Annotated in this window: 23 protein-coding genes; 9 read left to right on the top strand and 14 right to left on the bottom strand. The window is 55.8% G+C overall.

Annotated features, from left to right (window positions below; all coding sequences use genetic code 11):
* Positions 1-59 precede the first annotated feature (59 nt).
* Positions 60-1136, top strand: a complete 1077-nt coding sequence (locus TR2A62_RS15275; protein ID WP_009160191.1) for an FAD-binding oxidoreductase — start codon at positions 60-62, stop codon at positions 1134-1136.
* 1 nt (position 1137) lies between these two features.
* Here TR2A62_RS15275 and TR2A62_RS15270 read toward each other — a convergent pair whose 3' ends face one another.
* Positions 1138-3639 (bottom strand): FAD-dependent oxidoreductase, encoded by a 2502-nt coding sequence (locus tag TR2A62_RS15270; protein WP_009157982.1) that lies wholly within the window; start codon positions 3637-3639, stop codon positions 1138-1140.
* Between the two features lie 147 nt (positions 3640-3786).
* Here TR2A62_RS15270 and TR2A62_RS15265 point away from each other — a divergent pair, with 147 nt between their 5' ends.
* The 4 genes from TR2A62_RS15265 (at position 3787) to TR2A62_RS15250 (ending at position 6759) form a co-directional block, all read left to right on the top strand.
* The gene (locus TR2A62_RS15265; RefSeq protein ID WP_009160281.1) at positions 3787-4272 is read left to right on the top strand and encodes a DM13 domain-containing protein; all 486 of its coding nucleotides are present in this window, start codon (positions 3787-3789) and stop codon (positions 4270-4272) included.
* A 59-nt stretch (positions 4273-4331) separates the two neighbouring features.
* Entirely contained in the window at positions 4332-5177 is an 846-nt protein-coding gene (panC, locus tag TR2A62_RS15260; protein WP_040820844.1) for a pantoate--beta-alanine ligase, read from the top strand.
* Positions 5174-5986, top strand: coding sequence for a 3-methyl-2-oxobutanoate hydroxymethyltransferase (panB, locus tag TR2A62_RS15255; protein ID WP_009158821.1), 813 nt, complete (start codon positions 5174-5176; stop codon positions 5984-5986). The genes panC and panB overlap by 4 nt, the downstream gene beginning before the upstream one ends.
* 140 nt (positions 5987-6126) lie before the next feature.
* Positions 6127-6759 (top strand): hypothetical protein, encoded by a 633-nt coding sequence (locus tag TR2A62_RS15250; RefSeq protein ID WP_009158253.1) that lies wholly within the window; start codon positions 6127-6129, stop codon positions 6757-6759.
* On the opposite strand, the gene TR2A62_RS15245 is transcribed toward TR2A62_RS15250, so the two are convergent.
* The gene (locus tag TR2A62_RS15245) at positions 6756-7742 is read right to left on the bottom strand and encodes a D-glycerate dehydrogenase (RefSeq protein ID WP_009159673.1); all 987 of its coding nucleotides are present in this window, start codon (positions 7740-7742) and stop codon (positions 6756-6758) included. The two genes, TR2A62_RS15250 and TR2A62_RS15245, sit on opposite strands and share 4 nt — an antisense overlap.
* Positions 7743-7860: 118 nt before the next feature.
* Between TR2A62_RS15245 and TR2A62_RS15240 the strand changes: the two genes are divergently transcribed.
* Positions 7861-8361, top strand: a complete 501-nt coding sequence (locus TR2A62_RS15240; protein ID WP_009160177.1) for an SH3 domain-containing protein — start codon at positions 7861-7863, stop codon at positions 8359-8361.
* On the opposite strand, the gene TR2A62_RS15235 is transcribed toward TR2A62_RS15240, so the two are convergent.
* From TR2A62_RS15235 to TR2A62_RS15215, 5 genes are all read right to left on the bottom strand, one after another.
* Positions 8358-10382 carry a M3 family metallopeptidase gene (locus TR2A62_RS15235; RefSeq protein WP_009159065.1) on the bottom strand — a complete coding sequence of 675 codons (2025 nt, stop codon included), beginning with the start codon at positions 10380-10382 and terminating at the stop codon, positions 8358-8360. The genes TR2A62_RS15240 and TR2A62_RS15235 overlap by 4 nt on opposite strands.
* Before the next feature lie 44 nt (positions 10383-10426).
* On the bottom strand, positions 10427-11470 hold the full coding sequence (locus TR2A62_RS15230) for a molybdopterin-synthase adenylyltransferase MoeB (protein ID WP_009157519.1): 1044 nt from the start codon (positions 11468-11470) through the stop codon (positions 10427-10429).
* Positions 11467-11931, bottom strand: a complete 465-nt coding sequence (gene dut, locus TR2A62_RS15225) for a dUTP diphosphatase (protein WP_009157523.1) — start codon at positions 11929-11931, stop codon at positions 11467-11469. The genes TR2A62_RS15230 and dut overlap by 4 nt, the downstream gene beginning before the upstream one ends.
* 3 nt (positions 11932-11934) lie before the next feature.
* Entirely contained in the window at positions 11935-13128 is a 1194-nt protein-coding gene (gene coaBC / locus TR2A62_RS15220) for a bifunctional phosphopantothenoylcysteine decarboxylase/phosphopantothenate--cysteine ligase CoaBC (protein WP_009158617.1), read from the bottom strand.
* Between the two features lie 135 nt (positions 13129-13263).
* Complete coding sequence (locus TR2A62_RS15215; protein WP_009158213.1) at positions 13264-14142, bottom strand: RNA polymerase factor sigma-32; 879 nt, start codon at positions 14140-14142, stop codon at positions 13264-13266.
* A gap of 97 nt (positions 14143-14239) precedes the next feature.
* Between TR2A62_RS15215 and cobU the strand changes: the two genes are divergently transcribed.
* The 3 genes from cobU to TR2A62_RS15200 are packed head-to-tail and all read left to right on the top strand — an operon-like array spanning position 14240 to position 15824.
* Positions 14240-14776: a bifunctional adenosylcobinamide kinase/adenosylcobinamide-phosphate guanylyltransferase gene (cobU, locus tag TR2A62_RS15210; protein WP_009160888.1), complete on the top strand. Its 537-nt coding sequence runs from the start codon at positions 14240-14242 to the stop codon at positions 14774-14776.
* A complete protein-coding gene (locus TR2A62_RS15205) occupies positions 14773-15342 on the top strand; it encodes a histidine phosphatase family protein (RefSeq protein ID WP_009160286.1) in 570 nt (189 codons plus the stop codon). The genes cobU and TR2A62_RS15205 overlap by 4 nt, the downstream gene beginning before the upstream one ends.
* 23 nt (positions 15343-15365) lie before the next feature.
* Positions 15366-15824: a glutathione S-transferase gene (locus tag TR2A62_RS15200; protein ID WP_009159259.1), complete on the top strand. Its 459-nt coding sequence runs from the start codon at positions 15366-15368 to the stop codon at positions 15822-15824.
* Positions 15825-16894: 1070 nt separating this feature from the next.
* On the opposite strand, the gene TR2A62_RS18570 is transcribed toward TR2A62_RS15200, so the two are convergent.
* The 7 genes from TR2A62_RS18570 to TR2A62_RS15165 all read right to left on the bottom strand — a co-directional run bounded on the left by TR2A62_RS18570 (position 16895) and on the right by TR2A62_RS15165 (position 23565).
* On the bottom strand, positions 16895-17263 hold the full coding sequence (locus TR2A62_RS18570) for a hypothetical protein (RefSeq protein ID WP_223296127.1): 369 nt from the start codon (positions 17261-17263) through the stop codon (positions 16895-16897).
* Positions 17264-17775: 512 nt separating this feature from the next.
* A complete protein-coding gene (locus tag TR2A62_RS15190; protein WP_009160611.1) occupies positions 17776-19395 on the bottom strand; it encodes a dihydroxyacetone kinase subunit DhaK in 1620 nt (539 codons plus the stop codon).
* A 12-nt stretch (positions 19396-19407) separates the two neighbouring features.
* Positions 19408-20403 (bottom strand): ABC transporter ATP-binding protein, encoded by a 996-nt coding sequence (locus TR2A62_RS15185; protein ID WP_009159720.1) that lies wholly within the window; start codon positions 20401-20403, stop codon positions 19408-19410.
* The gene (locus TR2A62_RS15180) at positions 20396-21493 is read right to left on the bottom strand and encodes an ABC transporter ATP-binding protein (RefSeq protein ID WP_009157365.1); all 1098 of its coding nucleotides are present in this window, start codon (positions 21491-21493) and stop codon (positions 20396-20398) included. Before TR2A62_RS15180 ends, TR2A62_RS15185 begins: the two co-directional genes overlap by 8 nt.
* A 4-nt stretch (positions 21494-21497) precedes the next feature.
* A complete protein-coding gene (locus TR2A62_RS15175; protein ID WP_009160298.1) occupies positions 21498-21680 on the bottom strand; it encodes a hypothetical protein in 183 nt (60 codons plus the stop codon).
* Positions 21681-21682: 2 nt separating this feature from the next.
* On the bottom strand, positions 21683-22621 hold the full coding sequence (locus TR2A62_RS15170) for a carbohydrate ABC transporter permease (RefSeq protein ID WP_009158944.1): 939 nt from the start codon (positions 22619-22621) through the stop codon (positions 21683-21685).
* On the bottom strand, positions 22618-23565 hold the full coding sequence (locus TR2A62_RS15165) for a carbohydrate ABC transporter permease (RefSeq protein WP_009159818.1): 948 nt from the start codon (positions 23563-23565) through the stop codon (positions 22618-22620). Before TR2A62_RS15165 ends, TR2A62_RS15170 begins: the two co-directional genes overlap by 4 nt.
* Positions 23566-23718 lie beyond the last annotated feature (153 nt).

Below are 23718 nucleotides of genomic sequence, written 5' to 3'. Positions count from 1 at the left end.
AAGGCCCGCGCGCAAGCGTGGGCCTTTTCCTTTGGATCACGGCGTGCCAGAGTTTTTGAATGATAGACTTTTTGATTATTGGCGGGGGAATGGCAGGCGCATCTGCGGCTGCTCGTTTGTCCGAATTGGGATCCATTTTATTGCTCGAGAGCGAGAGTGCGCTAGGCTATCACGCCTCGGGGCGGTCAGCCGCGTTGTTCGAGGAAAGTTATGGCAAACCCTCGACCGTCGCGCTGAATGCCGCGAGCCGCATCTACCACGAGACTGCGCATGGCGGGTTTCTGTCGCCACGTGGTTTGATGATGATTGGCACCGCAGATACCGCCGAGGATTTTGCCGCCGATTGCAAAACCATGTCGCTAAACGCGATGAGCGTTGAAGAAGCCCGCGCGATGTTGCCGATTTTGAACCCCAACGTCGTGGACCGCGCCGCGTGGCATTCGGACGCGCTGGATATTGATACGGATCGGTTGATCCAATGTTTTGCCGCAGATGCCCGCGCCAACGGTGGTCGGGTGGTCACCGGCGCAGGGGTCACGGCCATTCGCAAAATTCCCACGGGTTGGGTTGTCGAGGCTGGCGAGACCTATGAGGCCCGTGTGATCGTCAACGCGGCGGGTGCTTGGGTCGATCAAGTCGCCAAACTGGCGGGCGTCGCGCCATTGGGTGCCACACCGCTGCGCCGATCAATGGGCCGCATCCCAGCGCCCGGCGGCCACGATGTAAGCAGCTGGCCTATGATCTTTGGCCCGGGCGAGACATGGTATGCGAAACCTGACGCAGGTGCGTTGTTGGTGTCTCCTGCGGATGAGGAACTGGTCGAGCCGCATGACGCATGGGCCGACGATATGGTTCTGGCCGAGGGGTTCGCCCGATACGAAGCGCATGTGACCGAACCAGTGACGCGATTACTGTCCTCATGGGCGGGCCTGCGCACCTTCGCGCCAGATCGGTCATTGGTTTTGGGGCCCGATCCTGCAGACGCGAGCTGGGTGTGGTGTGCCTGTCAGGGCGGCTACGGCATCCAGACATCCCCCGCAGCCAGCCAGTTTCTGGCCGATATGGTTAGCGGGCGACCATCAGAGCTGGGGACTGATGTGACGGCCCAGCTGCTGCCGGACCGTCTCAGATCATAGGTTAGGCGTCGACGCGGATGGTCGCGTTCTTGGGGTCGTAGGGGCTGTCTTCGGTGATGGTTGCCGTGAACAGTTTGTCCTGCATTTTCACCTGCAGCACTGTGCCCGGAACAGCTAGATCAACGGGGACATAGCCCATGCCGATGCTCTTTTCGAACGCCACGGAATAGCCACCAGACGTCAAACGCCCAACGCGTGTATCGCCGTGATAGAGCGCCTCGTGGCCCCATGGATCAGCGTCATCCGGTCCATCAATCAGCAGGGTCACACAGGTGCTGCGAATGCCAGTGTCTTGCATTGCTTGTTTGCCGTGGAACTCTTTTGACAGGTCAATAAAGCGCGGCAAATCAGCCTCGGCTGGTGTCGCATCGCGGCCCAGTTCGTTGCCGAACGCACGATAGGATTTTTCCTGACGCAGCCAGTTTTGCGCACGCGCACCGACCAGCTTCATTCCGTGTGGTTCACCCGCCGTTTCGAGCAGATCAAAGAGATAGTTCTGCATCTCGATCGGGTGGTGCAATTCCCAACCCAGCTCGCCGGTATAGGCCACGCGGATCGCGTTGACGGGGCACATGCCCAGTTCGATCTGGCGTGCCGACAGCCATGGGAAGCGTTTGTTCGACAACGCCGTTGCTGGATCGGCGTCGTTGATGACAGCGTTCAAGACATCGCGGGATTTTGGACCTGCGATGGCAAAGACGCCCCATTGGGTCGTGACATCGTGGATTTCGACATAGCCGAATTCGTCCATCTTATCCTCGGCCGCTTTGCGCAAGAAGTCGGCGTCATAGGCTGTCCAAGCACCAGCAGACACGAGGTAATAGTCGTTCTCGCCGTTGCGCACGATGGTGTATTCGGTGCGCGTCGTACCAGCAGAGGTCAGCGCATAGGTCAGGTTGATCCGGCCAATCTTGGGCAGTTTGTTGCAGGTGAACCAATCGAGGAACTGCGTGGCACCGGGACCGCGAACGATGTGTTTGGTAAACGCGGTTGCGTCGATCAGGCCAACACCCTCGCGGATGGATTTGGCCTCATCGACAGCGTGCTGCCACCAGCCACCACGGCGGAAGGATCGCGCGTCGTAGTCAAAGGTTTCAGGTGCATCAAGCGGGCCATAATAGTTGGGGCGTTCCCAGCCATTGACCCAGCCGAACTGTGCGCCACGTGCCTTTTGGCGATCAAACGCTGGTGCTGTGCGCAAGGGGCGGCAGGCGGGGCGTTCTTCGTCGGGGTGGTGCAGGATGTAGACGTGTTCGTAGCACTCTTCGTTTTTGCGTGCTGCAAATTCGGTGGTCATCCAGTTGCCGTAGCGTTTGGGGTCGAGCGACGCCATATCGATCTCGGCCTCGCCGTCGACCATCATCTGAGCGAGGTAGTAGCCTGTACCACCTGCCGCTGTGATGCCAAACGAGAAGCCCTCGGCCAGCCACATATTGCGTAAACCAGGTGCCGGACCCACGAGCGGGTTGCCGTCTGGTGTATAGCAAATCGGGCCGTTGAAATCATCCTTGAGCCCGCTTTCCTCGCAAGACGGGATGCGGTGGATCATCGCCATATATTGCTCTTCGATCCGGTCGAGCGCGAGCGGGAAGAGATCGGCGCGGAAGGCATCGGGGACACCGTGTTCAAACTGGGCCGGTGCGTCTTTCTCGTAGACGCCCAAGATCCAGCCGCCGCGTTCCTCGCGCACGTAGGATTGCGCGTCAGCGTCGCGAATGACGGGGTGCTCTGGATTGCCCTCGGCGCGGTATTCCACCAGCGCGGGGTCTTGGTCCATGACGATGAACTGGTGTTCGACCGGAATGGCGGGGATTTTGATCCCTAGCTTTTTCGCGGTGGTTTGGGCGTGGTTGCCCGAGGCCGTGATGACATGTTCCGCGGTGATGACGATCTGTTCGTCCGAGGGCACGAGGTTGCCGCCCTTTTCCACCATCTTGGTGGCGGTGACTTCCCAATGGGTGCCCGTCCAATGATAGGCGTCGGCCTGCCATTTGCGTTCGATCATCACACCACGTTGGCGCGCACCTTTGGCCATCGCCATGGTGACGTCCGCAGGGTTAATATAGCCGTCCGTATTGTGGTAAATAGCACCCTTGAGGTCTTCGGTACGGATCAGGGGCCATTTCGCCTTGATCTGATCAGGGGTCATCCATTCGTAGGGCACATCACAGGTTTCAGCAGTCGACGCATAGAGCATGTATTCGTCCATGCGTTCCTGTGTCTGCGCCATGCGCAGGTTGCCGACGACCGCAAAGCCCGCGTTCAGGCCTGTTTCCCCTTCGAGCGATTTATAGAAATCGACCGAGTATTTGTGGATGTGAGTTGTCGCGTAGGACATGTTGAACAGAGGCAACAAACCAGCCGCGTGCCAAGTCGAGCCAGACGTGAGCTCGTCGCGTTCCAGCAACATCACGTCATCCCAACCGGCTTTGGCCAAGTGATAGGCGATTGAGGTTCCGACAGCACCGCCGCCGACGACAAGGGCTTTGACCTGAGTTTTCATAGCATTGATTCCCTGAACATGTTGCCCAGACAATGACCTATTGGCACGCAAGACGCCAAAGCCAGCCGACGCAAAAACGCGAAAATGCGACCTCTTGGTCGGTTGGGGGTTTTGGTGTTAGGCTCGAGGTGACCATAAGGGGTTGTTATGCGGCGATTTATTGGATTCTTCGGATCGGGCTTTGTAATGGGTGCCGTGTTTGGCGCGATCATATGGTATTTGTTTTCACCACTTTTGTTTGACGAGGTCGTCAGCGAGAATTTGGACGGCGGAAGCGGGTTCGCAGTCATCGCAGGTGGCACATTGGTTGACGCGGACGGGGCCCATCGTGGCACCGGAGAGGTCACGATCGTGCGGGACACCGACGGTATGATCCAAGTCCAGCTCAGCGCATTCGAAGTAACCAACGGTCCGGACCTTGAGGTCTGGCTGTCGGCGCACCCCGATCCGCAGAGCAGTTCGGATGTCAAAGGCGAAGCCTTTTTGTCGTTGGGCCAGCTCAAAGGAAATGTAGGCGACCAAGCCTATTACGTGCCCATGGGCGAGGATTTGAGCGCCTATAAGTCGTTGGTCATTTGGTGCGAACAGTTCGGCGTCTTGTTTTCGCCGGCCGTGTTGACGCCTCGCAGCTAGTTGAGATCGCGAGCCCTGCGCGTTAGAACGGCGCAGAGCCAAACCAGTTGGATGCGTTGATGATAGTCTGCCGTAGTATTTCTGAGATCCGGAGCAGCATCGCCGCGTCGAAAAAGCCGACGGATACAATCGGCTTGGTCCCGACGATGGGGTTCTTGCACAACGGCCACATGGCGTTGGTTGAACAGGCCAAAGCCAAGGCGAGTTGTGTTATCGCGACAATCTATGTGAACCCATCCCAGTTTGGCGAGGCCACCGATTTGGACGCATATCCCCGCAACGAAAGCCGCGATTTAGTAATGCTAGAGGCGGCTGGCGTTGACACGGTTCTGATCCCTGACACCGGCGATATCTATCCCGAAGGGGACGAAACCATTGTCGAAACGACGCGGTTGGCGAACACTTTGCACGGCAAGGTACGACCCGGCCATTTTCGCGGTGTCACGACCGTGGTCGCGCGGTTGTTCAACATCGTACAGCCTGACTTTGCGTTCTTTGGCGAAAAGGATTTCCAACAGCTGCAGGTGATCAAACGGATGGTGCGCGATTTGCATTTCCCGATCCAGATCATTGGTGTGCCCACAGTCCGAGAGGCAGACGGATTGGCGATGTCATCGCGGAACGTCCGTTTGCCAGAGGCTGATCGTGCAGCCGCAGTCGTGTTGTCACAGGCACTGACGCAAGCCGCGCATCTCGCCCGGCAAGAAACGACAATCAGTGCCATCGACGATTTGATCCGTGGCATGATAAACAGCGAATCGCGCGCTGACCTGTCTGCGGTGGATATCGTGTGGAGCGATACGCTAGAGCCCGCGCAGGGCCCTTTGACCAAACCCATTGCCATCATGCTGTCCGCACAGTTTGGTGACGTCCTGTTGATCGACCAAAGAGAGATTGCACCGTGAGTTCACAAACAGAGACCATTCGCCGGACAACTGTCCCCCAAATCGCCAACCGCAAAGGCGGCGAGCCGATCGTATCATTGACCAGCTACCATGCGCACACTGCGGCGATTGTGGATCGGTATGCTGATTTCATCCTTGTGGGTGACAGTTTGGGCATGGTGATGCACGGAATGGACAGCACTGTCGGGGTCCCGCTGGATCTGATGATCATGCACGGCAAGGCGGTCGTCCGCGGCACGCAAAAGGCGCTGATTGTGGTCGATATGCCCTTTGGCACCTATGAGGAAAGCCCAGGCGTCGCGTTTCGCAATGCGGCCAAGATCATGAAAGAAACCCAATGTGGTGCGGTCAAACTAGAAGGCGGCGCACGCATGGCTGAAACCATCCGGTTTTTGACAGAACGCGGCATTCCGGTGATGGCCCATATCGGCCTGACCCCACAGTCGAGCCACGTCATGGGCGGGTTCAAAACCCAAGGTCGCGACGAAGACACATGGCATTTGCACGAGGCAGACGCCAAGGCCGTGTCCGAGGCTGGTGCCTTTGCCGTTGTGCTAGAGGGCATGGTTGAACCGCTGGCCGCCAAGATCACCAAGCAGGTCCATATTCCGACAATCGGGATTGGCGCGTCTGCTGATTGCGACGGTCAAATCTTGGTGCTCGAGGACATGTTGGGCCTGAACGCTTGGACACCCAAATTCGTCAAAGTCTACGGGGATTTGGGCCCACAAATCGAGGCGTCGGTCAAAGCCTATGCCGAAGAAGTGCGCGATCGCAGCTTCCCCGGACCGGACCAAACCTACAAATAGAACAATGCGGGTGATCTGCACCTCTGGACCGCGCGGCCCAGAGGTTTGACAGATCCGTAAGGCTGTTGTGACGCAGCAGTGACGCGCTTTTCAGACATATTTTGAAAGGCTTGTGCGAGCACTAAGTCAGGGGAAATGTCATGAAAGTTATCGACGCCGCATATCTTGTAGATGCCAGCTATGACGGAAAATTCCCCAGTACACCTGTTGATGAGGTCAACGACGACGGGGTGCAGGCCTATCTGTTGAAGGATGGGACGTTGGTTCTGCGCGGCACCGACGAGCGGTATGTCGATTGGGACAAAAACGCCGATGTCGCGGCGTACAGGATTGATGGAAATAATTTCGGCGGGGTTCCATCAATCGTGGGCACCAAGTGGCATCGTGGGTTTTTCCGCTATGCCGAACGGGTCGACAAAATGGTAAAGGGACAGCGCGTTAAGCGCGTGATGGGTCATTCACTGGCGGGTGCGGCGGCACAGCTGCTGGCACTGGCATATGGGGTGCCGGCCATTGTTTTTGGCTGTCCAACGCCGCTGTTTGGAAAACAGCTTTTGAAAGGGGAACACCGTATTCTGAACATCAGATTGAGTTATGACAAAGTGCCAAAGTTAGTGCCTAAACTGATCCCGTTCCAGAACGCCAGACAGACCGGACACCGCTATGAACTGACGTTGCCTTATATGACGTTTCCGAACCACAAGATGGATTACTACATCAAGGCGGTCAGACAGAAATCAGTCACGAAGACGATGCCGCTTAGGTGGCCCTAAAGCATCGCGGGGACGACCAAATCAGGCGGGCGGTGACCATCATCGAACGTCTTGATGTTGATGATCACCTTTTCACCCATCTCGATACGGCCTTCGACAGTCGCCGATCCCATATGCGGCAACAGCACGACATTTGGCAATTCCCGCAGGCGCGGATTGATCTCGGCACCGCGTTCATAAACGTCTAGGCCTGCACCCGCGATTTCACCCGATCGCAACATCCGGGTCAGCGCATTTTCGTCAACAACTTCGCCGCGCGAGGTGTTGATCAGCACGGCATTGGGTTTCATCAGTTTCAGACGTCGCGCATTCATAAGGTGAAAGGTCGACGGGGTGTGCGGGCAGTTGATCGATAGGATGTCCATGCGCGCCACCATTTGATCAAGGCTCTCCCAATAGGTCGCGCCAAGGGCATCCTCGATTTCGGGGCGTAGACGTTTGCGGTTGTGGTAATGCACCTGCATCCCGAACGCTGCCGCGCGACGGGCAACCGCCTGACCGATGCGGCCCATTCCAAGAATCCCCAGACGTCGGCCCGCGATGCGCCCCCCCATCAGGGCGGTTGGCGACCAACCCGCCCATTCGCCGCGCTGCATCTGGGCGAGCCCTTCGGGAATGCGGCGGGTCACGCTCAGGATCATTGCCATCGTCATGTCCGCTGTATCATCGGTGACAACACCGGGCGTGTTGGTGATCAGAATGCCACGTTGGTGCGCTGTGGATGTGTCAATGTGGTCGACCCCTGCCCCATAATTGGCAATCAGACGCAGCTGTTCGCCCGCCTGCCCCAAGAGACCCGCATCAATGTTGTCGGTGATTGTGGGGACGAGAACATCGGCAGTTTGTATCGCCTCGACCAGCTCGGCACGGGTCATGGGCGTATCGTCATTGCGCAATTTGGTGTCAAAAAGTTCGGAAAGCCGCGTCTCGACGACAGGTGGCAACCGTCGCGTCACGACAACACTCAGACGTTTCCCGCTCATTTTGACACTCCGATTCTTTTTTTGATCTGTGGTTTATGCAAGGTTGCCCCAAATGGGACGCGAGGCACAAGAACCACCGCGCCCAAGAGGCAGTATCTAGGTGAGGTCCTTTGGGACGATGAGCAGTGTTTTCAAATCCGTTCTAGCCGCCGCCATATTGGCAGCGACCACAACTGTGTGCAGCGCCCAAGAGCGTGGCCCAGTGACCAATCTTCCGATACCGCGATTTGTGTCGCTCAAGGCGTCCGAGGGGAATGTGCGGCGTGGTCCATCGCTGAGCCACCGGATCGATTGGGTGTTCAAACGCCGCGATATGCCGCTGGAAATCACTGCCGAATATGGCAACTGGCGGCGCGTTCGCGACCGCGAAGGTCAAGGCGGCTGGGTTCATTATTCGCTGTTGTCTGGCACTCGCACCGTGATCATTGATGCTGATCTGTTGACGTTATACGCGCGCCCCGATCCCAATGCGCCGGAAAATGCACGGCTCGAAGCCGGCGTTGTTGCACGGTTGGGCGAATGCCAGCCCGCGTGGTGCCGCCTGAATGCAGGCGGCTACCGTGGTTGGGCGCCTAAATCCGCGCTGTGGGGCGTCAAACCGAGCGAATTGCGCGACTAGGCTGCGTCTAGCCCGCGGCCCTTGAGCAACGCCTCGACACCCGGCATACGACCCCTGAATTTTGTATAGAGAACATCGGCCTCTTGGCTGCCGCCCGCTGATAGGATGTGGGTTTCCAAGGCACGCGCCATGTCCGCGTCAAACGGATCGCCAACTTCTTCAAATGCTTCAAAGGCATCGGCGTCCATAACTTCGGACCACATATAGCTGTAGTAGCCGCTGGAATATCCGTCACCCGAGAACACATGGGCAAAGTGCGGTGTCGCGTGGCGCATCCGGATGGCGTGGGGCATGCCGATGCTTTCCAGAATTTCCGCCTGCTTTTGCATCAGATCCTTCGGGGCTTGGCCGTCGTGAAATTCTAGATCAACAAGCGCCGAGGCCACGTATTCTACGGTCGACATACCCATGTCATAGGTCGAAGCCGCAAGCAGCCGTTCGAGCATGTCTGCCGGCATCGGTTCACCCGTTGTGGCGTGGGTGGCAAACGACTGGAGAACCTCTGGCACTTCGAGCCAGTGTTCATAAAGTTGGCTGGGCAGTTCGACGAAATCACGTGCGACCGATGTGCCGCTGATGCTCTCGTATGTTACGTCGGATAGCATCTGATGCAATGCGTGGCCGAATTCGTGGAACAATGTCCGTGCATCATCATACGACAGCAATGCGGGGTTATTTTTAGCCGGTTTAGCAAAATTGCACACATTTATGACATGTGGGCGTTGGTCCACCCACAGCCGTTTCTGTGACCGGATCGCAGAACACCATGCACCTGAACGTTTTGAGCCACGGGCAAAGTAGTCGCCTACAAAGATTGCCAAATGCGTGCCGTCACGGGTCACTTCCCATGCGCGACAGTCGTCATGATAGAGCGGGACATCGACAGGTTTGAATTCCAGATTAAAGAGCCGCGTCGCACAGTCAAAAGACGCCTCGATCATGCGGTCCAGCTGCAAGTAAGGCTTTAGCTCAGCCTCGTCGAGATCATGCTCGATCTTGCGCCGCTTTTCCGAATAAAACCGCCAGTCCCACGGCTCGAGAGGGCCATCAAACCCGTCCGCGTGCAGCATGCGGGTCAGGATTTCGGCGTCGGCCTCGGCGCTGGCTTTGGCGGGGGTCCAGACATTGTGCAACAGGTCGCGCACAGCCGATGGCGCTTTCGCCATTTCGGTCTCGAGCTTGTAAGTCGCAAAGTTCTCGTAACCGAGCAATTGCGCCCGTTCATGACGCAGGGCGAGGATTTCAGCCGCGATTGCACGGTTGTCTGTTTTGCCACCATTTGCGCCACGGGCGGTCCACGCCTCGTACGCCTTTTCGCGCAAATCGCGACGTTGAGAGAATTGCAGGAATGGCACGATCAAAGACCGCGACAAAGTGACGACCGGTCCAGCGGCGCCCTTTTCGTCCCCTGCTGCGCGGGCGCTGGCCACAACGAAATCAGGTAGGCCGATCAGGCCATCCGTGTCCAAATCCATGAACCAATCGCGTTCATCGGCCAGCAGGTTTTGGGTGAATTCCGTCCCAAGACTGGCGAGGCACGATTTAACATCGGTCAGACGCGCGGCGGCATCGCCCGTCAATTCAGCGCCAGACCGGACAAAACTGCGGTGGGTCAGCATCAAGACCCGTTGTTGTTCATCCGTCAGGTCCAGGTCATCGCGGGCATTCCAAACGGATTGGACCCGCGCGAACAATTTTGCATTGTTCGTGATCTCTGACGAATATGCCGAAAGTTTCGGTGAGAAATCGCGCATGAGATTTTGGCGCGTGTCATTACTGTCCGACCCCGCAACCGTGTAGAAGGCCGAGGCGACTTGGGACAGGTCGTGGTCGGCAAGCTCGAGCGCCTCGATCGTGTTTTCAAATGTCGCGGGATCTGTGTTGTCCGCAATCGCGCCAATTGCTGCGAGACCCGTTTCTAGAGCAGCGTCCATCGCAGGGGCATAGTGATCGTCGGTGATCTGATCAAAGGGCGGAAGTCCGAAGTTGTCGGTCCAGTCGGTCAACAGAGGATTGGTCATGGCAGTGCTCCTTTGGAACAATAGATAGGGTGTTGGGATGCCGATTACAGCGTTCCGCACACCGAGCAGTTGGGATCTCGTTTTAGGGCGATTTTGCGGCTCTCACCATAGAGCGCATCGTAGATAAGCATTTGACCGTGCAAGGGAGCGCCCGCACCGGTGATCAATTTGACAGTCTCGACTGCCATCATCGCACCAACCACGCCGGGCAAGGGGCCAAGAACACCCGCCTCGGCGCAGCTGGGCGCGAGGGCAGGATCAGGAGCCTTTGGAAAGACGCAAGCGTAGCAAGGCGCATCGTTGGCGGGATCATAGACGCTGATCTGCCCCTCGAACTGGGTCAGGGCAGCCGCGACAAGAGGTTTTCCAAGCGCCACGCAGGTCGCATTGACCAGATAGCGAGTGTCAGAATTATCGGTGCCATCGAGAACGATATCGTATTCAGCAAACAGGTCCTGCACGATATCCGCTGTCAGGCGGCGGTGATAGGGGCGCACTGTGACAAAGGGGTTCTGTGCCTTGATCGCGGTTTCGGCAGAAAACACCTTGGGCGTGCCAATGCGGGTGTCCGTGTGGACCACTTGGCGTTGAAGGTTCGTGTTCTCGACACTGTCGTCATCAATAACGCCAATGGTGCCGACGCCTGCTGCGGCGAGATATAACAGCACGGGCGAGCCGAGACCGCCTGCCCCGATCACAAGGATCTTTGCGGTCTTGAGCGCCTTTTGTCCGGGACCGCCGATTTCGCGCAGAACGATGTGGCGCGCGTAGCGTTCAAGCTCGACCTCGGCAAAGGTGCCGGGGGCCTGAGCGGGTGGATCGATGGACACAGGGTTAGTGCGCGCGCGCAGCGCCATCAGGCCTTTGCGGTAGGCAAACACCAATGCGCCCAGCCCGCCCAGCAACAGCCACAAACGCGGATCGCTGCCAGTGCCTTCGCGCAGGGGGTGACCGTCGGGCAGGATGAATTGGATCGCTAGAACACCGGCAAAAAGAACACCAATCATGGTCCAACGGGCGCGGCGCGGCGTATTCATCGCGGCGCCAATCCCCCATAGGGTGGCGGCCATCACCAAGACGACGATCATGTTGTGCCAGTCGAGCCAAAGCCGCCCGCACCGCGATCAGTCTCGTCCGAACCACCGATTTGGAATGTCGCCTGAACGACGGGGGCTACGACCAGCTGGGCGATGCGGTCGCCGTGGGCAATGGGAAACGGATCAGTTCCGGCGTTCATAACGATCACTCCTAACGGGCCGCGATAATCATGATCTATTGTGCCAGGGCTGTTGGGCAAAGTGATGCCATGCTTCAACGCGAGCCCCGAACGAGGACGCACCTGAATTTCAAAGCCATGCGGGATCGCGACACGCAACCCCGTTGGGATCAGAGCGCGGCGACCAGGTAGGATCGTTGTGCCGACGTCGCGCATCCCCAATTCAAAGTTTGCGCGTACATCTGCACCTGCTGCACCTGCCGTCTCGTAACTGGGCAGCGCGATTTCAGGGTCTGCGCCATCGAGGTGTTCGATCAAAACAGTGGGCTGCATCCGTTAGCCCAGCGCGTCTGCGATTGCTGCCGCCAGTTTCTGTGCGACTTGCGATTTACCCATGCGCGGCCAGTCTTCGCTTCCGTCTGCTGTGATGAGGGTCACGTCGTTTTCAGCCCCCCCCATGATCCCTGTTTCGGGCGACACGTCATTGGCAACGATCCAGTCACAGCCTTTGCGTTTGCGTTTGGCAGTCGCGTTTTTGATTACGTCATCTGTTTCGGCGGCAAAGCCCACAACCAATTGGGGCCGCCCTTCGCGCAGGGCCGAGACGCCAGCGAGGATGTCTGGGTTTTCCGCAAACGAAAGCGTGGGCAGACCGTCTTTGGTCTTTTTGATCTTGCTGTTGCTGGCGCTGGTCACACGCCAATCGGCAACGGCAGCTGCAAAAACCGCTGCGCCTGCTGGCAGAGCCGCGGTTACTGCGTCCTGCATTTGAGCGGCAGTTTCAACGCGGATCACATCGACGCCAGTTGGTGGTTCAACGTCGGCGGGCCCCGTGACAAAGCTGACGCGCGCACCAAGGTCGCGCAGTGCGGTGGCAATTGCGGTGCCTTGCGATCCTGACGAACGATTGGCGATATAGCGTACGGGGTCTATTGGTTCATGGGTTGGGCCAGATGTGACAAGCACGTGCTTCCCGTTAAGCGGCCCATCCGAAAGAGCACGGTCCACTGCATCAATGATCGCGGGAACCTCGGCCATGCGGCCAGGGCCGTATTCACCACAGGCCATGTCACCCTCGTCAGGGCCAACAACCAAAACGCCGTCTGACTGCAATGTTGCGAGGTTGCGTTGGGTCGCGGGATGATCCCACATGCGGACATTCATCGAGGGTGCGATCTGCACCCGTTTGTCTGTCGCCAGCAACAATGTCGACGCGAGATCATTGGCATGCCCCCCCGCCATTTTCGCCATCAGATCAGCCGTTGCCGGCGCCACAACGATCAAGTCAGCTGCGCGGGACAATTCAATATGTCCCATCTCGGCCTCGTCGGTGAGATCAAAGAGGTCGCGGTAAACCCTGGCCGCGGTCAGTGCCGACACTGAAAGAGGTGTCACGAATTCTTCGGCAGCGCGGGTCAAAACAGGGGTAACCGTCGCACCACGCTCGCGCAGACGACGGATCAAATCCAAGGATTTGAACGCAGCGATACCACCACCGATAATCAAGAGAATATGTTTGCCTGCTGGCATGTCCGCGCCCTTTGCGTCGTTGCACCCTTAATGGATAGGGTGCGCGGCGGTCGAACTCAAGAGGTGGAGGGTCGACAGGAGCAACCGGGGGGGCGTGCTCCTGTCGAAAAAAATTGCGTCAACGCTAGGGAAACGTTACGCAAAAAAGTGGTGCAACTCGCGCGACTGACCTTCGAGCGATTTACGCATCTTGATAAAGGCCGCAGCTTCGAGTTGGCGGATTCGTTCTTTGGACAGGCCCAGCTCATGGCCCAGACTTTCCAGTGTGCGTGTCTGATCTTTGATCTTGCGCTCGGTTACGATGTATTGCTCGCGGTGGCTAAGCGCAGAGAGCGCGGTGACCAACCATGACCGCAATGTTTCGGTATCGTGATCGTTTTCGACATTTTCAGCCGCCTGATCACTGTCGTCTTCTAGCGCATCAATCCATTCACGACCTTCGTCTTCGGACGATTGGGTGGCGTTGAGAGAATAATCCGACCCGCTGAGCCGCCCTTCCATCATCTCCACATCATGAAGCGGGACGCCGACTTCGGTCGCGATCATCTGGCGCATCTGGTGGCGATCAAGCTCTTCTCCGGCGGTCGCTGCTTCGCGCTCGAGGCGCGCTTGGACACGGCGAAGGTTAAAGAACAGGGATTTTTGCGACGACGTTGATCCGGTGCGTACCATCGACCAGTTGCGCATCACATAGTCCTGAATAGAGGCCTTGATCCACCAGACTGCGTAGGTCGAGAACCGCACGCCGCGGTCTGGGTCAAACTTGTCCGCAGCTTTCATTAAGCCGAGCGATGCCTCTTGAATCAAGTCATTCATCGGAGCGCCATAACGCTTGAACTTGGACGCCATCGAGATGGCGAGGCGCATGTAGGCCGTGATCAGGCGGTGCAAAGACTGTTCGCATCGTTCGTCACGCCAAGCGTACGCCAGCTTTAGTTCTGTTTCAGCGTCCAATAACTCGGCTCGCATTGCGCGACGCGTCAGCTTTGGGTCGAAGGTTCCATCTAGTGCCATGGGTCGCTCCTGATCGTCTTTGGGCAGCGCGTTCTTTCTTTTGGAACGCAACTTGTTTACGGATCGTTAAGGCCGACGGATCAAAGAAAGTGCAGAAATGACATTGCTAAATGCAACATTAGTGCTGGGTGGCGCGGCCTCTGGCAAATCCGCTTTTGCTGAAAAGTTGGTCAAAACCACTGGAAAAGAGCAAATCTATATTGCCTCGGCCCAAGTTTGGGACCCCGAGATGCACGATAAAATAGATCGGCACAAAGTTTCACGAGGCGCCGGATGGACAACAATCGAAGCGCCCTTGGCAGTGGATGAAATCCTCGCCAAACGCACATCGGATCAGGTGGTGTTGTTTGATTGTGCGACGCTCTGGCTGACAAATCACGTCATGAAAGAAAGCGATCTAGAGGCAAAAGTGCATGGGTTATTGGATGCGGTTGCAGCCTGCCCTGCTCCGATGGTGATTGTGTCAAACGAACTGGGGCACGGGATCGTGCCAGACAATGCGATGGCACGCGCGTTTCGGGATCAACACGGACGTATGAACCAGCGCATTGCAGAGGCTTGTGATTTGGTGGTCATGGTCACTGCCGGATTGCCACAGGTCCTAAAGGGGACGCTGCCAGAGGCTGCGCAATGACGCGGTGGTGGTGGGTTCGTCATGGGCCAACGCACCAAAAATCATTTTGTGGATGGCGCGATGTCCCTGCGGACCTATCGGATACCGCAATGATCGCACGGCTAAACGCGTATCTACCAGACGACGCAGTTGTTGTATCTTCGGATCTGATCCGCGCAGTCGCGACAGCCGATACATTAGGACGGACGCGGTTAGATCACGCACGCGACATTCGTGAGTTTGATTTTGGCATCTGGGACGGAATGCATTTCACCGAAGTTGAAAAACGCGATCCAGTTCTAAGCCGGTCCTATTGGGAAAACCCCGGAGACATCCGTGCACCCAAAGGTGAAAGCTGGAACGATGTCGCAGAACGTGTTGCGCCGTGGGTCGAGAAAATGAACCGTGACCATGCGGGTCGCAATATCATCGCCGTTGCACATTTCGGAACCATCCTGACCCAAGTCAGACAGGCGATGGGGTGCAGTGCATATGACGCCATGGCCCATCCGATCGACAACCTATCGGTCAGTGATATGTCTTGGGACGGCACATGGCGCATGGGCACGATCAATCACGTTGCGTGATGTTGTTCGTCACAGAACTCTGATTGGCCCGCGGGACAGCGCGTGCCTTGGCCAATGAAATGCATTCCAGCTTTGGCGGATTGCGCAGCGATTGGGCCGTAAATTTGCCTGCCGCATATGAAACGGTGACACCACCGCCTGCGATCGGGGCCGAACTCGACCGGCTCGAAGCATTGTGGACACATGCGCGGGGTGTGACGGGATCAAAGGGCCCGTGGCTGTGTGGCGAGTATTCGTTGGTCGACGCAATTTTTGCGCCGATGGCGACACGCCTTGCGACCTACGGATTTGACACACGCCCGACAACACGCGCGTATGTCGCCGCACATCTGAACGATCCGGCATTGCGGCGGTGGCGAGCGATGGCGCTAGCGAACGAACCGATCCTGCCAGCGTTCAAAGAAGCTCAAGAATTTTTTCGAAGGTCAGTTTGGAATAGCAACTCGCAGAGACATCGACAGAAAGCCGATCCAGCACCTTAGCAACCTTCTTGAGCTCGTCGGCCTGAAAAATCGGAAAGATAAGGCCCGAAAAACCGGATCAAAGACGGTGTACTACTATCGGATTGCGAGAGATGATTTGGACCATATGCAGTAAACAGTACGGAGGCGGGCAGCGGTCAAGGGGTGGGATTTCATCAATCGAACTTACGGGTTTGAAGAGAGCCAAGATGACAATAACTGACAGCTCACATTGAAAAATACAAGCTAACGACCTTGTAAATAATTAGAGCATGCAGGCTGAGGCTGGCGCTCATTATTCCAAACAGTTTGATTTTTTGCACCATGAAGCGACACTGACAGTTTGCGAGTCAACGTTTAGTTAAGCCGTCACCAAGCTTCTCGATGCAAGGTGGCCTGTGCGGCATCACACTGGTAAACATCAAGACTAGGAAAAGTTTGCCTTGCGGACGAGAAAATTACTTTGAAAGCGCAAGTGACAGGTTCGCCAAGGCTAAGTTCTGTTGCGTCAAGTAGAGTTCTCGCTTCTTGGAGCTAGGTTCCCAGGCAATCCTGTTATTCAGTACATCGACTTTGTACATGAGCTGGCGAATTTGGTTGGCCTTCCCTTGATTGTTTTTCGAGGTTTCATCTAGCAAGCAATATTGCCTGAACCTGATAAGGTTTGTCGATGAGCTGGATACATCTAAATGTGATGAGTGGTTATCAAAGCTGCTCCTATCATCAACCATGAAGACGGTCTCTCCAGGTGGCACTAAGATGATCTGGTGATGACCTGGATTCCAACGGGCAAGATTTGGCTTCTTGGGTGAACTGGCTGACCATCATGTTCAATCGAGCAGACATTGAAATGTGTTGGGTTCTACAGATGTCTTGGAAGTCGGCTTTCAAAGATGGTGGAATCCTGAAGTTGAGCAGGATGCTTGGATGCTTAGTTTCCTGGTTTAGAGATTTCATTGGTTACCTTTCTGGTTTGCCTTTGACCTTGGCACTACAAAGATTGAAGGCTCGGCGAAGAGGCATCATTCAAAGCGGTTATGTGGTGAAGCACGTTCGGTAGGGAGTATTTACTCAGCGGACCAATTGGGTGTTCATGATGTCCCAGCCATCAATTGACTGGTTCTTGGTGATATAGGATATCCAACCTGAAGCATCGTAGATTGGCTGGGCGTCAACTTGGCCGTAGCCCATCTCGTCGTAGACCAGCAATCCCAGATGCAGTTCATACTTTCAGAAAGCTCTTCGAATGGCTTTTCCATAGCCAGATGGAAGTGCCATCTGTTGCCCGCAGATCGTTCAAGAACAGGAAAAGCACGGATTTTTTTCCCGTATATAGCGGCAGCGTTTCCGAAGGTCTTCTTATTGAGGCGATTGAAAAAATGGCGAAGGTTCTTCTCAGCTTCCTGCTGACTAAGCGAAGTCGGGCCATCTTGTTGCTTCAGTGTAAGTGTAACGGCCAAGTCCCAACCCTGCGGATTCTGAAGGGCAAGTTTTCGAAGTGGTTGTCTAAGGTCATTTTTCAACGGGTTATCTCTGATTTCTCTGTATATCAGAGGTATTTATACACTTCGGAAATTGGACGAGCTTCGTCATCATCATCAAGGTCTCGATCACAAGCCGGCATAGAACCAGATCTATGCCAGTCTTAAACCCAAACTTAACCACCAGAGATAACTCAAGCCTAAATTCTATATTCTTTTAAAAAGCGGGTCGTTATCACCACAAGCATTGTGGGCGGAAAGGAGACATTCGCTGCGGACGCGAACTTTTCATAGTCGAATTCAGAAGCCGACATTGGGTTTGTTTGAAGCCACTCTTCTTGTTGTTCGGCCAAAAATCCGCATAATCTAGGCTGTCAGCCAGAAGCTCTGTCCTGTTGAGCTACGCACAGGCTCTCATCGATTTCGATTAAAGTGATTGGTCTAAAATCACACTTACTCCTCAAATTTTTCAGCAGGGCGAAAGATCGGTCCTACTTAGACAAGTGCTCAAACAATCTAGCTACCGCCTCTGCACCTGGATCGACATGACCCGAAAGTTGCTGTGCATTGATATATGTCGCTCTCCCGGCCTTGGCCCTAGTTAGCGTAGCGGTGTAGTCCGCGCCTTTGCGAGCAGCGATTGCCGCACTTTCCAAGCCTCCGTCTAAGGCATCTAACGCAGGAGCTAACGCATCGACCATTGTTCGGTCGCCGGGATTTGCACCCCCAATCTGGCACAAGCGAGCAAGTCCTGATTTGAGCGCGTCGGTCATAGGTTGCCCAGCCGAAGAGGCATCGCCGGCAGCAGCAAAGAAGATTGCGAGTAAGACCCCTGAAGACCCACCCATCGTTTGGCTCAACTCAAGACCGATTGCGCGGTAGAGTTGGGTTTGGTCAGCAAGCGGTAAAGTGTCCATTGCTTCAGTCAAAGCGCGTGCCGCACCTGCGAGAGTAGATCCCGTATCCCCATCACCAGACTTTGCATCTAGTGTGTTGAGGTCTGACTCGGACGCAATCAAAATCTCGCAACAGGCGAGCAAGAAGTCCTTTGTATTGGCATGTTCCGAAGCCGGTGCGCGGATGGGGGAAAGACCATCGGGTAGCGGCAAGATTTTGGCTGAATTGATCTTCATACAGCCTGGCCAACTGGCGCACTCGACCGGTTGCGCCAACATCGCTTCATCGTCTTCTGTTAGCTCAAGGGCAGATATGGAAAAGCCATGCATGTCTAATGCAGTCATCATGGAACTTGGACCAACCATAAGGTCGGCACGTTCACCAAGGCCGCCTTCTATGAGTTCTTTGGTTAGAATTGCCATTTCTAGTTCGGTCGCTCCACCAAGGTTATTGACCAAGACCGCATGGGGCGTTTTTGACATCGTCGCCAATAGCTTTTCAGCCACTTTGTTGACTGAATATTTGGCGCCATCAGCTGCGATTTGTTCGACACCGGCTTCCCCGTGGATGCCAAGTCCAAGCTCGGCCATACCTTCGGGAACGCGATCCTCCTTCTGTGACCCCGGAACATTGCAGGTATCCAGCGACATCCCGATGCTCTTACTGTTCCCAATGACCCGCTCAGCAGCTTTCGTGCAGGTGTCCAAGGTGGCTCCATTTTCGGCCATGGCTCCTGCGATTTTATGGACAAAAAGCGTTCCGGCCAACCCGCGAGCTTGAGGCAATTCCGGCAAAGCCACATCGTCATCCACAATCACAATGCTAACCTTATGGCCAAAGGCACGCGCGCGCTCAGCCGCAAGGCCAAAGTTCAAACGATCACCCGTGTAATTCTTCACAATCAACAGACAGCCAGCCGGACCAGTGACCGCCAAGATCCCGGCCAAAACGGCATCCACAGAAGGAGAGGCGAAAACATCGCCACAAACCGCCGCCGTCAACATGCCCTTACCGATGAACCCCGCGTGTGCTGGTTCATGCCCTGACCCTCCACCAGAGACCAAAGCAACCTTGGACTTGTCCCAATCGGCACGGACAACCACCCGGATATGTGGGTAGCCGTCCAGCCGGGTCAATGCGCCGCCAGAAGCTGCAATGGTGCCGTCAATGGCATCTGTGACGATGTCTTCTTTGGCGTTGATGAACTGTTTCATGGCGGTCCCCCCTTAGCTGACGCGCGCGCCAGCGGCGTCGAAATAGTATGGATTTTGGGGGCGGATTTTGACGATGTCGCCCCCTTTTAGATCTGTATGGGCGTCGGTCACGGTGATCAGGTCGTGATCCTTGAACACCAGATGTAAGCGCGTTTGATCGCCCAAATGTTCAACCCGCTGCACAAGGCTATCGGCCCCATCGCCCTGCACGATGTGTTCAGGGCGCAACCCAATGGTCGCGGCATTGCTGGGCGCACCTGCAAACAAATCCGCAGGTAGAACATTGATGCGCGGTTGCCCCAACCGGCTGGCCGCGTAGACGCTGACGGGGTTTTCATAGATCTCGCGCGGCGTCCCGAACTGTACCAGTTTACCGTGATCAAGCACACCGACGTGGGTTGCCATGGTCATTGCTTCGATTTGATCGTGCGTGACATAGAGCAAAGTCGCGCCGGAATTGGCTTGAATGTTCTTCAGCTCGATCCGCAAATCCGAACGCAGCTTGGCGTCCAGCGAGCTGAGCGGTTCGTCCATCAGATAGACCGAAGGGTCACGGACAAGCGCACGCCCGATGGAAACACGCTGCATCTCTCCGCCAGAGAGCGCGGTTGCTTTGTTATCGAGCTTGTGGCTGATCTGCAAGATCTCGGCCACTTCGCCAACCTTGCGGTTAATCTCGTCCGCAGGTGTTTGCAGTACCGGAGACTTCAACGGAAACTCAAGGTTTTGACGCACCGATAGATGTGGGTAGAGCGAGTATTGCTGGAACACCATCGCCACGTCGCGCTGCGTGGGAGTCAGTCCAGTCATATCGCGGCCGCCAATGCTGATCTGTCCCGCGTCTGGCAGATCAAGGCCAGAAACCATGCGCAGGGTCGTCGTTTTCCCGGCACCGGTTGGACCAAGCAGTACCACGAATGATCCATCGGGAATGGTCATCGTGACGTCGTCCAAAGCTACGTCATTGCCAAAGGATTTGGAAATGCCTGAAAGGGAAACCTCAGCCATGGGTCAGCACTCCTTCGTTGGCTTCGCTATGCAATGCGCGCCCAGAACTGGCGTCAAAAAGCGTGATTGTGCGTGGGTCGAAATGCAGGCCGGTCTGGTCGCCCACCTTGGCGGTATCGGATGACGCAACGCGCGCTTTGATGGCGCCATTGCTTGTTTCAACCGTCACGATCTGGGTGGTGCCTAGGTATTCTGTGGCCGCGATACGACCCCGGAAGGCGGCTGTGTCGTCCAGCCGGATATGCTCTGGCCTGACGCCGAAAGTAAGATCACCATTCATGCCCTCACGTTGCGCGGGAATGTTGAACTGAGCCTCACCGAAGGACACCTTCGTTTCGCCTGTTCCGACCATGCCGTGGAAGTCGAGGAAGTTCATTGGCGGCGAGCCGATGAATTCCGCCACGAACTTTGTCGCGGGCCAATCGTAGATGTCTTGTGGAACGCCGAACTGTTCGACAACTCCGTGGTTCATGACCACGATCTTGTCGCCCATCTGCATGGCTTCCAGCTGATCGTGGGTCACGTAGACTGTCGTCGCTTTCATGCGATCATGAAGGGCACGAAGTTCTTCGGACATATGTTCGCGGAATTCAGCGTCCAGCGCGCCCAAAGGTTCATCCATAAAGAACGCCTTTGGATCGCGCACAATGGCCCGGCCCAAGGCCACCCGCTGGCGGTCGCCACCGGAAAGCCCGCCAACAGGGCGGTCTAGGATGTCTGTGATCCCGAGGATTTCTGCAATCTCGCCGACCTTCTTTTTGACTTCGGCCTTCGGCATTCCTTGGGACACCAAAGGATAGCTGATGTTCTTGCCCACATTTAGATGCGGGTAGAGAGCGAACATCTGAAACACGAAAGCAATATCGCGTTGGCTGGCTGGCTTTTGACCGACCTCTTCACCGTCGATGTAGATTTGTCCTGACGTGGGCAGGTCAAGTCCGGCCATCATTCGCAAGGTTGTCGTTTTCCCGCAGCCTGACGGACCGAGCAGCATAAAGAACTCACCATCTTCAATCGTGAAGCTTGAGGACTTAACGGCATTGAAAGACCCAAAATCCTTGCGCACGTTTTCAATTCTAATTTGTGCCATGCGCCTACTCCGGAAAATGACTTACGATGATGAACATCACCGTGCCGACAAGGGTGACAATGAAGGAGTAGCTATAAAGCCCCAGCACAAAAGGCTGCATCAGCATGATAACACCCGCCGCGATAAGGATAGAGGCGACCATTTCCCAAGGGCCACGGCGCAGCCGCAGCAGGCCATTGATAAACATACTCATTTGCGAACCGCTCCGAATGTGATCCCGCGAAGCAGGTGTTTACGTAAGAGGACGGTGAAGACCATGACCGGAACTAGGAAGATCGTCGCACCAGCCGCCACTGCGGGCCAGTCTTTCCCGTTCACCCCGATGATGTTGGGGATGAAAGGCGGGGCTGTTTGCGCCGTGCCGGAGGTAAGCAACACAGCGAATGCGTATTCGTTCCAAGCAAAGATCAGGCAGAAGATCGCGGTAGAGGCAATTCCGGTCGCCGCTTGCGGCAGCACAACTTTATAGAAGGCCTGGAACCGCGTGTAGCCGTCGATCAGTGCTGCCTCTTCATATTCAATCGGGATCTCGTCGATGAAGCCTTTCAACAGCCAAACCGAAAGCGACAAATTCACAGCAGTATAAAGAAGGATCATTCCGATATGCGTGTCATTCAGGCCCAGATTCCGGAACATTAGAAAGATCGGGATCGCGACTGCAATTGGCGGCATCATTCGGGTGGACAGGATGAAGAACAAAAGATCGTCCTTCAGCGGCACCTTGAACCGGCTGAAAGCATAGGCGGCAGCCGTCCCAAGGACCATGCAAAGCGCCGTTGATCCAAATCCGATGATCACGGAATTCAGGAAGCGCTCGCCATACCGGGACGGGCCAGAAATCACCGTGCCCCGTTCGCGGGCGATTTTGTCGTACCAAGTCGTCGCTGGGCCGGCTTCCTCGATCATTTGATCGGTGGCACGTGTACGGTCGGTGAACAGGTTCACGTATCCTTCCAGCGTCGGTTCAAAGACGACAACAGGCGGATAAGCGATTGAATCGGTAGGTGATTTAAAGCCGGTGGCAATGATCCAAAGCAAAGGGATCAGAGTGATAACAGCGTAGCCGATAACCAAGGTGCCAGCGAACCACTTGGTGCCTTTGGTGGGCTCTGTGACGGAAAAGCTCATCGTTCTTTAACCTTATTCAACGCTTTGACGTAGATCGACGCAAGGCCGAAGACGGTGACAAACAGGATGACGGCGTAGGCAGAGGAATAGCCGGTGCGCCACTTTTCAAACGCTTCTCGCTTGAGGTCGATTGAAGTGAGCGTGGTGGTGTTGCCGGGGCCACCCCCTGTCAGCTGCACGACAAGATCAAACATTTTGAAGTTTTCGATCCCACGGAACAGCACTGCCAACATCAGGAAGGGCAAGGCCATCGGAATGGTGATTGTCCAAAACTGGCGCCATTTGGTGGCGCGGTCACATTCGGCTGCCTCGTAAATGCTGTCGGGAATGGATCTGAGACCCGCCAGACAGATCAGCATCACAAAGGGCGTCCACATCCAAGTATCGGCAATGACGATCGCCCAAGGAGCCAAATGCACATCGCCGATCATCGAAAACCCGGCCGGGTCGCCGCCGGTAAAGAAGGTCACGATGTAGTTAAACAGACCAATCTGCGGCTGATACAAGAACGTCCAAAAGTTACCGACCACAGCAGGAGAGAGCATCATCGGAAAGACAATGATTGTTGTCCAAAGATCGTTGCCTTTGAATTTCTTATTGATCAGATAGGCAAGCGCGAAGCCGATCAAGACCTGCAAGACGATTGTCCAAATCAGGAAATGCGCCGTAGCTTGCATCGTGTTCCAGATATCAGGATCCGTCAGGATGCGTTCGTAGTTTCGCAACCCAACCCATTCGACATCGCGGTTGGGTCGGTTCACGCGAAAATTGGTAAAGCTTAGCCGGATTGTCCAAATCAGCGGAAAGATATTGACGGCCAGCAACAGAAAGATCGTAGGGGCCACGAAGATCCACGCGATTGTCCGGTCTGATAAGCCGCGAATGCGTCGCGCCATCCCGTCGGGCGTTTTTCGTGCCGCCTTTTCGATGGGGGTGTCTGTCATGAGTGCGGATCCTTCATCGCAGAGGCGAGTACGCCTTTGCTGCCAACTTTAGCCGATTTTGTTGATTTTGTTGATTTCAAATCCCCGGCCGACTTTTCAGCCGGGGACCAGACGTCAGGCATCAGTGTGTACTATGCCTGACAAGGAGGTGAG

This window comes from Thalassobium sp. R2A62, assembly GCF_000161835.1.
Lineage (GTDB): Bacteria > Pseudomonadota > Alphaproteobacteria > Rhodobacterales > Rhodobacteraceae > Thalassobium.
Note: the sequence above shows the minus strand (reverse complement) of the source record. Positions and strands in the feature narration are given on the sequence as shown.

Excerpts from the sequence above, each read along its gene's own strand:
- TR2A62_RS15270 (WP_009157982.1), bottom strand. The coding sequence starts at position 3,639 with ATGAAAACTCAGGTCAAAGCCCTTGTCGTCGGCGGCGGTGCTGTCGGA.
- TR2A62_RS15185 (WP_009159720.1), bottom strand. The coding sequence starts at position 20,403 with ATGGCTGAGGTTTCCCTTTCAGGCATTTCCAAATCCTTTGGCAATGAC.
- TR2A62_RS15190 (WP_009160611.1), bottom strand. The coding sequence starts at position 19,395 with ATGAAACAGTTCATCAACGCCAAAGAAGACATCGTCACAGATGCCATT.
- TR2A62_RS15215 (WP_009158213.1), bottom strand. The coding sequence starts at position 14,142 with ATGGCACTAGATGGAACCTTCGACCCAAAGCTGACGCGTCGCGCAATG.
- TR2A62_RS15205 (WP_009160286.1), top strand. The coding sequence starts at position 14,773 with ATGACGCGGTGGTGGTGGGTTCGTCATGGGCCAACGCACCAAAAATCA.
- TR2A62_RS15230 (WP_009157519.1), bottom strand. The coding sequence starts at position 11,470 with ATGATCGTCGTCTTGGTGATGGCCGCCACCCTATGGGGGATTGGCGCC.
- TR2A62_RS15165 (WP_009159818.1), bottom strand. The coding sequence starts at position 23,565 with ATGACAGACACCCCCATCGAAAAGGCGGCACGAAAAACGCCCGACGGG.
- TR2A62_RS15180 (WP_009157365.1), bottom strand. The coding sequence starts at position 21,493 with ATGGCACAAATTAGAATTGAAAACGTGCGCAAGGATTTTGGGTCTTTC.
- TR2A62_RS15245 (WP_009159673.1), bottom strand. The coding sequence starts at position 7,742 with ATGAGCGGGAAACGTCTGAGTGTTGTCGTGACGCGACGGTTGCCACCT.
- coaBC (WP_009158617.1), bottom strand. The coding sequence starts at position 13,128 with ATGCCAGCAGGCAAACATATTCTCTTGATTATCGGTGGTGGTATCGCT.
- TR2A62_RS15175 (WP_009160298.1), bottom strand. The coding sequence starts at position 21,680 with ATGTTTATCAATGGCCTGCTGCGGCTGCGCCGTGGCCCTTGGGAAATG.
- TR2A62_RS15240 (WP_009160177.1), top strand. The coding sequence starts at position 7,861 with ATGAGCAGTGTTTTCAAATCCGTTCTAGCCGCCGCCATATTGGCAGCG.
- dut (WP_009157523.1), bottom strand. The coding sequence starts at position 11,931 with ATGCAGCCCACTGTTTTGATCGAACACCTCGATGGCGCAGACCCTGAA.
- TR2A62_RS15235 (WP_009159065.1), bottom strand. The coding sequence starts at position 10,382 with ATGACCAATCCTCTGTTGACCGACTGGACCGACAACTTCGGACTTCCG.
- TR2A62_RS15170 (WP_009158944.1), bottom strand. The coding sequence starts at position 22,621 with ATGAGCTTTTCCGTCACAGAGCCCACCAAAGGCACCAAGTGGTTCGCT.
- TR2A62_RS15250 (WP_009158253.1), top strand. The coding sequence starts at position 6,127 with ATGAAAGTTATCGACGCCGCATATCTTGTAGATGCCAGCTATGACGGA.
- TR2A62_RS15275 (WP_009160191.1), top strand. The coding sequence starts at position 60 with ATGATAGACTTTTTGATTATTGGCGGGGGAATGGCAGGCGCATCTGCG.
- TR2A62_RS15265 (WP_009160281.1), top strand. The coding sequence starts at position 3,787 with ATGCGGCGATTTATTGGATTCTTCGGATCGGGCTTTGTAATGGGTGCC.
- panC (WP_040820844.1), top strand. The coding sequence starts at position 4,332 with ATGATAGTCTGCCGTAGTATTTCTGAGATCCGGAGCAGCATCGCCGCG.
- cobU (WP_009160888.1), top strand. The coding sequence starts at position 14,240 with ATGACATTGCTAAATGCAACATTAGTGCTGGGTGGCGCGGCCTCTGGC.